The sequence below is a fragment of the Celeribacter arenosi genome (assembly GCF_039539485.1).
Classification (GTDB): Bacteria; Pseudomonadota; Alphaproteobacteria; order Rhodobacterales; family Rhodobacteraceae; genus Celeribacter; species Celeribacter arenosi.
This window is the reverse complement of record NZ_BAABDF010000007.1, coordinates 1,307,020-1,319,372: the sequence shown is the minus strand read 5'-3', so window position 1 is coordinate 1,319,372 and position 12,353 is coordinate 1,307,020. Positions and strand designations below refer to the sequence as shown.

General features: G+C 57.1%; 13 protein-coding genes and 1 riboswitch. Of the genes, 9 read left to right on the top strand and 4 right to left on the bottom strand.

Annotated elements, in window-relative coordinates; translation table 11 throughout:
• Positions 1–7: 7 nt before the first annotated feature.
• The gene (locus ABD815_RS14135; protein WP_344848112.1) at positions 8–442 is read right to left on the bottom strand and encodes a c-type cytochrome; all 435 of its coding nucleotides are present in this window, start codon (positions 440–442) and stop codon (positions 8–10) included.
• Positions 443–453: 11 nt separating this feature from the next.
• Positions 454–885 (bottom strand): c-type cytochrome, encoded by a 432-nt coding sequence (locus ABD815_RS14130; RefSeq protein ID WP_344848109.1) that lies wholly within the window; start codon positions 883–885, stop codon positions 454–456.
• A gap of 600 nt (positions 886–1,485) precedes the next feature.
• Here ABD815_RS14130 and ABD815_RS14125 point away from each other — a divergent pair.
• Positions 1,486–3,276 carry an SLC13 family permease gene (locus ABD815_RS14125; protein ID WP_344848106.1) on the top strand — a complete coding sequence of 597 codons (1,791 nt, stop codon included), beginning with the start codon at positions 1,486–1,488 and terminating at the stop codon, positions 3,274–3,276.
• 113 nt (positions 3,277–3,389) lie between these two features.
• Here the strand turns inward: ABD815_RS14125 and ABD815_RS14120 are convergent, their stop codons facing one another.
• Positions 3,390–3,611 (bottom strand): hypothetical protein, encoded by a 222-nt coding sequence (locus ABD815_RS14120; RefSeq protein ID WP_344848677.1) that lies wholly within the window; start codon positions 3,609–3,611, stop codon positions 3,390–3,392.
• A gap of 186 nt (positions 3,612–3,797) precedes the next feature.
• Positions 3,798–3,909: riboswitch (guanidine-I (ykkC/yxkD leader) on the top strand.
• A gap of 93 nt (positions 3,910–4,002) precedes the next feature.
• Between ABD815_RS14120 and ABD815_RS14115 the strand changes: the two genes are divergently transcribed.
• From ABD815_RS14115 to ABD815_RS14090, 6 genes are all read left to right on the top strand, one after another.
• Positions 4,003–5,070 (top strand): putative urea ABC transporter substrate-binding protein, encoded by a 1,068-nt coding sequence (locus tag ABD815_RS14115; RefSeq protein WP_344848103.1) that lies wholly within the window; start codon positions 4,003–4,005, stop codon positions 5,068–5,070.
• A 99-nt stretch (positions 5,071–5,169) separates the two neighbouring features.
• A complete protein-coding gene (locus ABD815_RS14110) occupies positions 5,170–5,982 on the top strand; it encodes an ABC transporter permease (RefSeq protein ID WP_344848100.1) in 813 nt (270 codons plus the stop codon).
• Complete coding sequence (locus ABD815_RS14105; RefSeq protein WP_344848098.1) at positions 5,979–6,746, top strand: ATP-binding cassette domain-containing protein; 768 nt, start codon at positions 5,979–5,981, stop codon at positions 6,744–6,746. The genes ABD815_RS14110 and ABD815_RS14105 overlap by 4 nt, the downstream gene beginning before the upstream one ends.
• Before the next feature lie 97 nt (positions 6,747–6,843).
• The gene (locus ABD815_RS14100; RefSeq protein ID WP_344848096.1) at positions 6,844–8,097 is read left to right on the top strand and encodes an agmatinase family protein; all 1,254 of its coding nucleotides are present in this window, start codon (positions 6,844–6,846) and stop codon (positions 8,095–8,097) included.
• Positions 8,087–8,554, top strand: a complete 468-nt coding sequence (locus ABD815_RS14095; RefSeq protein WP_344848093.1) for a hypothetical protein — start codon at positions 8,087–8,089, stop codon at positions 8,552–8,554. Before ABD815_RS14100 ends, ABD815_RS14095 begins: the two co-directional genes overlap by 11 nt.
• Entirely contained in the window at positions 8,551–8,706 is a 156-nt protein-coding gene (locus tag ABD815_RS14090) for a peptidase M23 (RefSeq protein ID WP_344848090.1), read from the top strand. The genes ABD815_RS14095 and ABD815_RS14090 overlap by 4 nt, the downstream gene beginning before the upstream one ends.
• Positions 8,707–8,799: 93 nt before the next feature.
• Here the strand turns inward: ABD815_RS14090 and ABD815_RS14085 are convergent, their stop codons facing one another.
• Positions 8,800–9,573 (bottom strand): FadR/GntR family transcriptional regulator, encoded by a 774-nt coding sequence (locus ABD815_RS14085; protein WP_344848087.1) that lies wholly within the window; start codon positions 9,571–9,573, stop codon positions 8,800–8,802.
• 293 nt (positions 9,574–9,866) lie between these two features.
• On the opposite strand from ABD815_RS14085, the gene ABD815_RS14080 reads away from it, so the two are divergent.
• Both ABD815_RS14080 and ABD815_RS14075 read left to right on the top strand, forming a co-directional pair.
• Complete coding sequence (locus ABD815_RS14080; RefSeq protein ID WP_344848085.1) at positions 9,867–11,042, top strand: enolase C-terminal domain-like protein; 1,176 nt, start codon at positions 9,867–9,869, stop codon at positions 11,040–11,042.
• 45 nt (positions 11,043–11,087) lie between these two features.
• Positions 11,088–12,323 (top strand): ABC transporter substrate-binding protein, encoded by a 1,236-nt coding sequence (locus ABD815_RS14075; RefSeq protein ID WP_344848083.1) that lies wholly within the window; start codon positions 11,088–11,090, stop codon positions 12,321–12,323.
• Positions 12,324–12,353: the final 30 nt, after the last annotated feature.

The window sequence follows — 12,353 nt, the reverse complement described above, 5'->3', positions numbered from 1 at the left end:
CTCACAGTTATTCGCGATACTTGCTGTGGCAGGATTTGCATGTCTGGCCGAGTTGTCGCACGGCCGGCGCGAGATCTGCTTTGCTCTCGATCACCAGCGTCGCGCCCAATGTTTCTAATGCCTCGGCTTCTTGCGAAAACGCGCTGAATTCGTCCCAGATGAGAGGACGCGCCTCGGACATCGGGTCCTCTGCGGGAACCTCGAAAGTTTCGGGCGTCTCATTGGCAAGGGTTTCGATACGTTCAAGCGCGGTTTGAGCCGTGTCCGGATCGAATTGGGTGACGCCCTTGGACATTTGGCCCAAGAGCTTCATCTGTTTTTGCATCGCGACCATCGTCTCCATGCGCGCCATCACAGTGGCATCCATCACCCCCGAATGGGCCAGCGCGCCGCCTGCGATCAGCGCTATGAATACGCCTCTGGTCACAGCTTTCGATAGCATTTGCGTCTCCCTCAATTGATGCCGTTGGCGCGCTGAACCGCGCGCACATAGGCAATTATGGTAGCAACATCGGCGCGGCTCAGGCCGGTCTGTGCGGGCATGTTGCCAAACCGCCAATGATGGGCGCGCACGCCGTTTTCGGCCGCAAGATAAAAGCTCATGTCACCGTGATGGGAGGGTTCATATATTTTATGAACGAGAGGCGGCCCCACCCCGTCGCGACCCGCGGCATTCACGCCGTGGCATGCTGCGCAAACCGCGTCAAAGGCGCGTTTGCCGATTTGTTCCTGATCAGACAGGCTGTCGGGAAGGCTGACTTGGACGAGCGCGTCGTTTTGTGATGCCACGACGGCAACTGGTTCTTGGGGTTTCTGGGCGAATGTCAGCCAGCCAGCCAGACCGGCTACAACTGCTGCGCCGACGATTAGAAATTTGGATTTCATGTTTATCTCCGAAGGTATGAGGAATGATGCTGATGAAAAGCATCACGCCCGCGGAGGAGGTGGATCCTGCATTGGAGGAGCAATGTTGTTGTGAGGTGATGTGCTTAGGGGCGCATCGGCGAGCGACAACGAAAAAGCGGTTACAAAATCTCGTTCGGCCAGCGGCACCACCCCGATACAGGTCCCGCATTCGCGCGCCATGTCATTTCCGCATGACGCCTCGGGTGCACAGTCATGGGCCATCTGATTGCACGCGGTTCTCGCCTCTGCCACCGGAGTGAGCAGGGCGAATGCCAGTGAAACGAGTGACATCGCGAGAAAGAGACGGCGCAGTAACCTCATCCCTGCGACCCTAACCGCGATCGCTCTGATCGAAAAGCCCGCTTGGATCACTTCGTTCTGCCATAAGGGGGTGTGTGCTTTGAGCGTGTTCGTTTCCAATGCGCCATGTGGACGTGTGAAGGCGAGAAACGTCGTAGATGACATTTGTTGTCTGATTCACGTCTGCGAAATCAGGTATGGTGCGCGCGGCCGGTTGCAAATCGATTCTCGAATGCCCGATACCAAACCGTCGGCGGCCCCATGGAGTCTCGTGACATAATGATGTTCGACCTCGTAGCATTGGCACCATTCGCCGCTGTGATTTTGTTTGTTGGGGTTTTTGCGGCCTTCGTGCTGGAACTGCGCGCGCCGGATGTGATTGCATTTTGTGGGGCGGCGGCCGCGCTGGCCATGGGTCTGGTTGCGCCTTCCGATGTGCTTGCCGCGCTCTCCAATCCCGCGCCGGCCACGATCGGTGCGATGTTCATTCTGAGTGCAGCCCTGGTGCGCACCGGTGTGCTCGAGTCCCTCAGCAATGTGCTAGGCCGCCATGCCGCGACCCGTCCGCAGCTGACGCTCGCGCTGTTCTTTATCTCTGCCGCGGGGGCGTCGGTGTTTATGAACAACACGCCTGTGGTCATCGTGCTCATCCCGGTGGTGATCACTCTGGCGCGTCAGATGAAGATGTCCGCCTCCCACCTTTTGATCCCGCTGTCCTACATGGTCATTCTAGGAGGGACCTGTTCGCTGATCGGGACGTCGACCAACCTGCTGATCGACGGTATCACGCAGGATCTCGGGATGGTGCCTTTTGGTCTGTTCGAAATTGCCCCTGTCGGGCTTGTTGTGGCGATTGTTGGCGGGGCGTTTCTGGCCTTTGCGGCCCCCCGTTTGCTGCCCGACCGGCAGACAGTCGGGGATGTGCAATCAAAGCGGGCAGAGCGGACTTGGCTGATCGAGTTGTTCATTCCCGCAGGCTCGCCCCTGATTGGCAAGACCGTGTTGGAGGTGGATGTTTTCAAAACCGCCCCGAGCCGTGTCGTCGACCTCGTCAGTGGTGGGGTTTCACGGCGTGAATCCCTTTCCTCGGCACCTATGCAGGTGGGCGACATCGTGGTCGTCAAGACCACGGACACCGAGATCATGGGGTTTCGCGATGGCGCGGTAATGGGCAATGCCGTCTTGGGGGTCGAGCCTTCGAGCGCGCGACGCACGTCTGTGGTCGAGGTTCTGATCGGCCCCAATTCCAAGTCGCTTTACCGACTGATCGGACGTTTGCATTGGCGGCGGCGGTTCGGCGTTTATCCGATTGCCTTGCATCGAAAAGGCACGGCTGTCGACATGAGACTATCTGCGGCAAAACTGGCGGTCGGAGATACGCTGCTGCTTGATGGTGCGCCTGACGATATCGCACGCCTTGTCGAGGAGGAGCAGTTGATCGAGCTTTCACCCATGACATCGCGCGGCTTTCGTCGCCACAAAGCCCCCGTGGCCGTTGCAACCATGGTCGGTGTTGTGGCGCTCGCCGCGCTAAATGTGGCTCCGATCCTGACGCTGGCGCTGATCGGTGTGGCGGTCGTTCTGCTGACAAATTGCATTGACGCGGGTGAGGGGTTCGGGGCGATTGATGGCCGTCTCCTGCTGCTGATCGTCTCGATGCTGACCATGGGGAGTGCGCTGGATAATTCCGGTGCTTTGTCGATGATCATATCCGAGGTCTCGCCCCTCCTATCAACCGTCCAACCGCTCATCGCGCTTGCGCTGGTCTATGCCTTGACATCGATCCTGACGGAGTTGGTCACCAATAACGCCGTCGCGGTGTTGCTCGCGCCCATCGCTGCGGGGGTGGCAGCGCAATTGGGACTCGATCCGCGCCCCTTCATCGTGGCCGTGATGTTCGGTGCGAGCGCGAGTTTTGCCACGCCAATCGGCTATCAAACCAATACCTTGATCTACAACGCCGGGGGGTACAGGTTCACCGATTTTCTGAGGATCGGATTGCCGATGAACATCATTGTGGGGGCCGTGACGGTCCTGATGATCCCGCTCATCTGGCCGTTGGAGATGTAGCAATGGAATTGTGCGCGGCTCGGGGCCCGGAGTTAGGTTGTCGTCTCATCCGATGCCCTCTGGCCCGCGCGCCTAGACTGCCGTCGAAGACTGCACCACCGATCCGGGGCGGGTTAACCAGCCTGCGAGCTGCCCAGCAAATCGCGCGCGATGCGTTCAAAGATTGCGCTGCCGATCGGGATCAGATCATCGGGGAAGTCATAGTCCGGATTGTGCAACGCCGCATGGTCTGCTCTGTTTTCGAGTTCGCGTTGTGCCTTTTCAAAATGAAACCGTGATCGATAGCCACCCCACTGGCCACCACAACCCGTGAACATGTGGGAAACGGGTGCCAAGGTGCCTGTCCGATTTAGGGCGAGGCTGCCCCGGGGGGCGCCCAATACCGCCAAAAGAATCGCATTGGGGGTCGATTTCTGTGCGTTGGGCGGGAAAACACGCACATAAATTCAGCGCCGCGCCACAACGAACGGGGGTTCCGTGGAAAAGGATTGAAATGAATGTGACGCTTTTCCTTACTTGAGGGGCAGGGTGCTTAGGGTTCCGATTGGTTGAAAGATCAATGACTGGTCCGAGAAGTGCCACCTGGGCGGCAAACTCCGTTTGGGCACACGGCGGGGCAAAATCCCGGGAGGTTACTGCGCAGGCTTCGTCCGCGCTCCTACCTCTTGTTCCGCCAGCGTGGGAAAGCCGTGTTCAAAACTGGCGGGACGCACAACGGGGAAAGTCATGACACTCAGGAACATTCTATCCGCTGCGGCGCTCTCAGCAGGTCTTGCGACGGCAGTGGCCGTGCCCGCCGTGGCCCAGGAAAAAACGGACTTCAAACTTGCATGGTCCATTTATGTAGGCTGGATGCCATGGGGCTATCTCGAAGACAGTGGCATCATGGACAAATGGGCCGACAAATACGGCATCACGGTCGATATCGTTCAAATCAACGACTACGTGGAATCCATCAACCAATACACGGCAGGCGCCTTTGACGGGGTCTCTGCGACCAATATGGATACGCTGTCCATTCCCTCAGGTGGTGGTGTTGATACCACTGCGCTGATCATCGGGGACTATTCCAATGGCAATGATGCCGTGATTTTGAAGGGCGAGGGTGGACTGGCCGATTTGGCGGGCAAACCTGTGAACCTGGTCGAACTATCTGTGTCCCATTACCTGTTGGCACGTGGATTGGACACGGTTGGATTGTCCGAGGCGGATCTGGACGGTGTGATCAACACCTCTGACGCAGACATGATCGCCGCCTACGCCACGAATGGCGTTGAAGCGGTGGTGACATGGAACCCGTTGGTGTCTGAAATCACCGGCTCCAACCCCGATGCGAATGTGCTGTTTGACAGCTCTCAAATCCCGGGTGAAATTCTGGACCTCATGGTCGTGAACACTGAAACGCTCGCGGCCAATCCTGACTTTGGCAAAGCCGTTGCGGGTGCTTGGTACGAAGTCATGGGCTTGATGGCCGCTGGCGATGAAGAGGTGCTGACGGCGATGGCGGTCGCATCTGGCACCGATTTGATGGGTTACAAAGCGCAACTCGAGGCAACGGAGATGTTCTTTGACCCTGCCGCCGCTGTTGCACAGGCTTCGTCACCTGACCTTCCGACCACAATGACCACGGTGGCCGAGTTCCTGTTCGACAAAGGCATTCTGGGTGAAGGCGCGCCGAGTGCCGATTTCGTCGGGATCGAATATCCCGGCGCGGTGACCACCGGCGATGAAAGCAATATCAAATTCCGCTTTGATGCAACCTACATGCAGATGGCTGCAGACGGCGCTTTGTAACGCAGCGTTTGGTTGAAACCTTGCGGCGCGCGGAACCTTCGCGCGCCCGAAATCCCCGACAAAAGTCGTTTCGCACGCTCACTCAACCGGAGGAGCCACATGAGACTGATCAACCGGATTCCATCCAAACCCAACGCAGTCTTTTTGGCGGCGGCCCCCTTTGTGATTGTGCTGATTGCCTATGCGATCGGGTCAGACATCCGCCTGACCGCCAATCCCCAAGACAAATTGCTGCCCGCGCCGTCGACCATTTGGGACACCGCTGTTCGTCTGTTCACAGAACCGGACCGGCGCACCCAAGAAGTGCTGTTGTGGAAGGATACAGCCGCATCGCTGACGCGCCTTCTTTTGGGGGTCGGGATATCCGCGCTGATCTCTTTGATCATCGGTATGGCCATTGGTCTCCTGCCTATCGCGCGCTCGATGTTTTCGGGGTTTGTGTCCGTCTTGTCGATGGTGCCGCCCTTGGCGCTTTTGCCCATATTGTTCATCGTTTTCGGGCTGGGAGAGCTATCCAAGGTCGTTCTAATCATCATCGGAATCACGCCGTTTATGACACGTGATTTATCGCAGCGTGTTCTCGACATCCCGACCGAGCAGTTGATCAAAGCACAGACTCTGGGTGCCTCAACGCTTGTGATAGCTCTGCGTGTGGCCCTGCCACAAATCCTGCCGCGTTTGATTTCCAATGTGCGTTTATCGCTCGGCTCTGCATGGCTTTTTTTGATTGCCGCCGAAGCTGTGGCTTCGAATGTCGGGCTTGGGTACCGGATTTTTCTGGTCCGTCGCTACCTCGCGATGGATGTCATTCTCACCTACGTCATCTGGATCACGCTCTTGGCTTTCCTGATTGACTGGGCGCTGAAAGCATTGTCGCGCAAAGCCTTTCCATGGATGGAGGCGGGGCTATGAGTTTTGTTTCTGTTTCAGACATTTGGCAGGCCTACGACGACCGTTCAATTATCGAGCGCGTGAATGTCTCGGTGGATGAGGGTGAATTCATATCCATCGTCGGTGCCTCCGGCTGTGGAAAATCCACATTCCTGCGCCTGCTTTTGGGCCAAGAGCGTCCCACGCGCGGCGAAATTAGCATTGATGGCGGGGAGCCTGCTGTGGAGCCTAACCGTGAACGCGGCGTGGTGTTTCAACGTTATTCCGTTTTCCCCCATCTCACCGTTCGTGAAAACCTGATTGCAGGCACGGGATTTTCAACGCGGTTTGGTTTTTTGCGCGGCAACGCATATCGCGCGGCTTTGGATGCCGCCGACGCCATGCTTTTGCGCATCGGCCTCAATCACGTTGCCAATCAATACCCTGCATCCCTATCCGGCGGGATGCAGCAGCGACTGGCCATCGGGCAGGCGATGACCGCAAAACCACGGGTGCTTTTGCTCGATGAACCCTTCGGCGCGCTGGATCCGGGGACGCGCATCCAGATGCACGAATTTCTGATGGAGCTGCGCGACGCGACCAACATGACCATCTTTATGGTCACCCATGACTTGGAAGAGGGGTTCAAGCTGGGCGATCGCGTTCTGGTGTTCGACAAGCCGCGGTGGGATCCTGATGACCCGGGCGCCTATGGCGCCACGATTACCTACGACTTTGACGCCAAGAACGGCGGCATCCCATTCCAGAATATTCTTAAGCGCGACCCATCAGTGCAAAGCGCTTGAGTTCAATCGATCTGCGCGCCGCTGGGCCCCGCGCAAGGTCTGTCACCAAGGTCCAGAAGCCGCCCCATCGCGGGGTACATGCGATTAGGAGACAATTGTGTTTTCAGATCTGAGACGAACACGGTCCCACCATCCTGCGGACCAGATTGAAGCCCGAAAGGCACGCGAAACGCGTTTCCACCATCCCGATTTGACCAAACTGGCAGGTTGGAAAGCGATGCAATTGGAGGGTGACCTTCCCGAAGGGCGCGCCGATGAAGAACGCCGTTGGGCTTTGCGGATGGGTCTCACAGGCGCTGATGCGATTGAGGACAAATCGATCCCGACATTTGCGCGCGGGGAGTTGCCGCATTTTGCGGGGATTAACACCTTTCTCAAAGCCCCCTATGCCGAGGACGTTTTAGAGGTCGCAAATTACGATGCGACCGTTCTGGGCATTCCTTTTGACGGTGGCACGACCTATCGCCCGGGCACGCGGTTCGGGCCCCAGGCCTTGCGCAAAATCTCCGCGCTCTACACGCCCTATAACTACGAAATGGGTGTCGATCTGCGCGAGCAGATGTCGCTGTGTGACGCCGGTGATGTCTTTACCATTCCCGCCAATATCGAAAAGTCTTTCGACCAGATCAGCCGCGGTGTCAGCCATGTGTTTAGCTCTGGGTCTTTGCCGATCATGATCGGGGGCGACCATTCGATCGGCTTTCCGTGCCTGCGCGGGATTGCGCAATGCACCTCGAAAAAGATCGGCATCGTCCACTTTGATCGCCATGCAGATATTCAGGAAAAAGACCTCGATGAACGGATGCACACCACGCCGTGGTTCCATGCGACCAATATGCCAAATGTGTCGGCCAAGAACCTCGTCCAGATCGGGATCGGTGGCTGGCAGGTGCCGCGCGAGGCGGTGAAGGTCGCGCGCGAACGCGAGACCAACATCATCACCATGGGTGACATGGAAAAGATGGGCATCGATAAAACGCTGGAGATGGCTCTGGAAATGGCGTGGGACGGGGTGGACATGGTCTATCTGTCCTTTGACATCGACTCCATCGATTGTGGTTTTGTGCCGGGAACCGGATGGCCGGAGCCGGGTGGATTTTTGCCACGTGAGGCGCTCGCCTTGGTGTCCGGCATCGCCGCCGAAGGTATCTGCGGCATGGAACTCGTCGAAGTATCGCCCCCGTATGACACCTCGGATATCACCGCATTGCTCGGCACCCGCGTGATTGTGGATGTGCTCGGATCTATGGTGGCCAGTGGCAAATTGGGTGCACACAAACGTCACATCGATAAGCCTGTCACCATCCCGCACGGTGAATTCAGCGGCAAGAGGTGGTCCAATGCCACATGACCACGGCCCCGAAGGGCACCACCACCATCACCATCACGACGACCATCCCCATCATGGGCATGGTCACAATCACGCGCATGGCGATCACCTGCACAGCCATATGCACGAACAAGATGACGCGGCGGATTTGCAGGTTCTGGCGACGCAATTCATTGAGGGCTATTTGCAGGCCAATGACAAAGCGAGTTACCTCAAACTGGCAGGCGTTCCCTTTGAGCGTCCGTCCGCCAGCGGTCCAAAGGCGCTCAAGCTGATCAATGTCGAGCTGAAAACCGAATGGCAGGTTGGCACGGCCTCGCCGTCGTTCGGCTCGCGCGACCTGAGTTACCTGCCATTTCCCGGCCAAATGGTCAGTGAACGCACCAATATGTCGCTGGTCTATGTCTCGATGGAGGAAAAATCCAACTGGGACATCCGCGATTTTCTGACGACACGTAAGAAAGAAATTGAATCATGAAACAACTTACACTCTCCGCCGCCTTTACTCTCACCGCTCTCCCGGCGTTTGCGCATGGCGGCGCCCATATTCACCCGCATGGCATGGAGCTTACTGTGGCCGCTTTGTCTTTGGTCGCGGTGGGTGTTTTGATTATCGTGCGACGGAAATAGGTTTGTCTTCGGCCACCGCTCTGGAAATTGCGCGGTGGCCCCGAACACAAATGCGGACGGGCAGGGGCTGCGGAGCAGGCCACGCCAAAAACATTAAGTCGGTTTGTTTTTATTGTCCCAATACGCGCGCGCCGTTCGCCTGTTGGACTCCAACATCTTTTCCATTTCCAGCTTGGCCACGGCTCCGTCTTTTTTCTGGATCGCTTCCGCCACAAGCAAATGCCCCAGTCGCGAGACAGGTTCGCCTCTGTCGGTTTGTACCCCGAACTCGTAGGAGATGCGCAGGACGCTCATAATCATCGGGCGCAACTGACGCATCATTTGGTTGCCCGTTGCATCGAGGATCGTGCAATGAAACATGCAGTCCGCTTCATAGAGTAGGCCGCTATCGACGGCATCGGGTTGCAACGCAGCGGTTGCTCTAAGAATGTCTTCTACCTGCTCGGGTGTGGCCCGTTCAGCGGCGAGTTCGGCGGCAGCGGGTTCGATTATACACCGCAGTTCTGTCGACTCGATAAACATCTGGGCCATCCGCGGATGGGTTGCGTCGTGCCAGGAGACGACATCGGCGTCGAGAAGGTGCCATTCGCTGATTGGCCGGACTCTGGTGCCATACCGGCGGGCGGTGCGAACCATTCCCTTTCCCGACAGGACTTTTATCGCATCCCGTACGGCCGTTTTGCTGACACCGAGCGATTCAGCCAATTCAGGTTCCGTCGGAATTGGCTCTCCTTCCGGATACTCGTCATTCGCGATTCGACGGCCCAATTTTTCGACAGCATTCTTGACCACACCCGTGGGCAAGGCGGTTCCAAATTCGCGCGGTAGCACGAGGGCGGTTTGCGAGACGTCTTTTTTATCTTTCATTGTCAGCACTTTACGATAATTTCTACTCGTTCTTTACATGGTATCTAGACTTTAGATGGTATCTATGGAAGTTTGGATGATACCAAGATTGCAACGACACGCCAGTCAAAATCATCGATTTACTGTGGGTGCAGGCAACAAAAGAGGGTGGGGGTTGTGACGAATAGTTTTCTCAGGTTCCGTGACTTGTGGCTCGTAAAAAGTCATCCGGTTCGCCCGTTTCGTCACATCCACGAACTGATGTGCGACGCCTCGGAAAATTCAGGGCATGCGTCACATGACGGGTCGCTCGGATGAAGATTACGGGGGTCGAAACTGTCGTCGTTAATGCCTTCATCCGGAACTGGGTTTTCGTGAAGGTCACGACTGATCAGCCCGGCCTTTGGGGATGGGGTGAGGCGACGCTGGAATGGAAAACCCGCGCTGTGACGGGGTGCGTTGAGGATCTTGCACCTTTCGTTGTTGGCGAGGACCCGTTCCGGATCGAACATATCGCCAGCCGGATGGCCCGTTTCAGTTTTTGGAAGCTTGGTGCAATCGGGATGAGCGCGGCGTCCGGTATCGAGCAGGCGCTATGGGACATCAAAGGCAAATCGTTGGGTGTGCCGGTCTGGCAACTGCTTGGCGGTCAGGTCCGCGATGAAGTTCGGGTCTACACGCATCCATTGCGCGGAAATCTGAAACAGACGGCTGACGGGCACGACATCTCGGCCTTTTGCGACGACATCCAGCGAACGGTCGAAATGGGGTATTCTGCGGTCAAAATGGGACTGGTTCCATACTCCGGGTTTGACGCACCGATTTCTTCCGTCCGTCACGTTGCGAAACTTGCCGAAGCGGTGCGCGAAAGGGTCGGCGATGACGTGGATCTCATGACCGACATGCATGGGCGCCCGGAAAACCTGGCGACCGCGAAGGCCTATATTGATGCCATCGCGCCAATCTCGCCCCTGTTTGTCGAAGAGCCGCTTCAGCCCGGAAATGTGCGGTTGTTGGCGCAATTGCAAAGCCAGGTAGACTGTCCTTTGGCGGCGGGCGAGCGGCTGTTTCATCCCGAAGAATTTGCCGATCTGGCCGAACATGGTGCGGTGGCATTCGTGCAGCCGGACCTTGCCCATTGCATGGGCTTTTCGGGCGGTCGCAGGATCGCAGCCATCGCTGCGGCGCGCAATATCGGCATCTGTCCGCATAACCCGATGGGGCCCGTCGCAAGCGCGGTGGCGCTGCATTTCGATGTCGCGACACCGAGCTTCGTCATCCAGGAGGAATGTGTCGGGCTTGCCCCGTGGTACGAGGAAATCTGTTCACAATACCCTGTAGAGCTGGCGAATGGGGCATGGAAGATCCCTCACGCGCCCGGCCTTGGGATCGAAATTGACGAATCCATTGCTGCCAAACACCCGTTTAAACAAGAGGAAATACTGGCAATGGAGGCGGTTCTCCCGGATGGGACAGTCGCCAATTGGTAAGGCCGGACAATCATGTTCCGGATACTGACTTAAGGGAGGACTACAATGAAACTCAAGACAACACTATGCAGTTCCATCTGCGCACTTCTTGCCACTGGCGTGACTGCAAACGCCGAGGATCTCACAATCTGGACGATCAATTACACGTCCGACAAACAGGTGTCCGCGCTCACTGCGGCGGAAGCCGAATTTGAAAAGCTCAATCCCGGTGTGGATGTCGAGATCGTCATGCGCGGCACCGATGAGCACAAAACGGCCCTTCGTGTGGCCTCGGGTTCAGATACCGGACCGGATATCTACGCCTATTGGGCAGGCCTCGGTTTGGGGGGCGAATATGTTCAGGCCGGTATGAGCACGGACCTTACCCCATATTATGAAAGCTACGGCTGGGGTGATCGTCTCACCGGACCATCGCTGGCCTTCACGGAGGCGTTCGCCGCAGGCAAGCACGGCATTCCGTTCCGGTTCTCGGGAGAGGTTGTCTATTACAACAAGGACCTCTTTGCAAAAGCAGGCATTGAAGGTGAACCGCAGACCTATGCGGATCTCAAGGCGGCGGCTGTCGCACTGAAAGAGCAGGGAATCCCCGCTTTTACCTTCGGTGGAACAGTGAACTGGCACGTTATGCGCCTGATGGATGTCATTCTGGAAACGACCTGCGGGGCGGAAAACCACGACGCGCTGATGGCGATGGAGCTGGACTGGGCAACCGAGCCTTGCGCGCTGGAAGCCTTTACCGAGATGAAGTGGTGGACAGACGAACACTTCCTGAAACCCTTCATGGGGATCGACAACCGTCAGGCCACAACTTTGTGGTTCGGTGATCGCGCCGCGATGATGTTGGAAGGGGACTGGCATGTGCCTACCATCGATGAGAATTCAGACTTGTCCAAATACGGCATGTTTGCATTCCCGACGGGCACAGGGCGTCTCTATGGCTTCGCCGAGTACATGTATATCTCGACGAAATCAGACAAGACCGATCTCGCTGCGAAGTTTCTGGATATGTTCACCTCAGACGAATTCCAGGCGGCCCATATCGGGGCTTTCGGGGCGTTGTCTGTGAACAAGAACGTCACGCAAGGCGATGACGCGCTGGAACTGCACAAAGAGTGGCTGGACGTTTTTGCCGCGGCAGACGGAACATTCGTGAATGGCGATCAGGCATTTCCGCTAGATGTCACGACCGAGTATTTCCGTGTTATCAATGAATTGGCCTCCGGTGAGTTGGAGCCGCAGGCAGCGGCAGACACGATGGCTGCCTTCATTTCGACGCGATAACTGCACCAACCGGGACCGCGGGCGGCCATA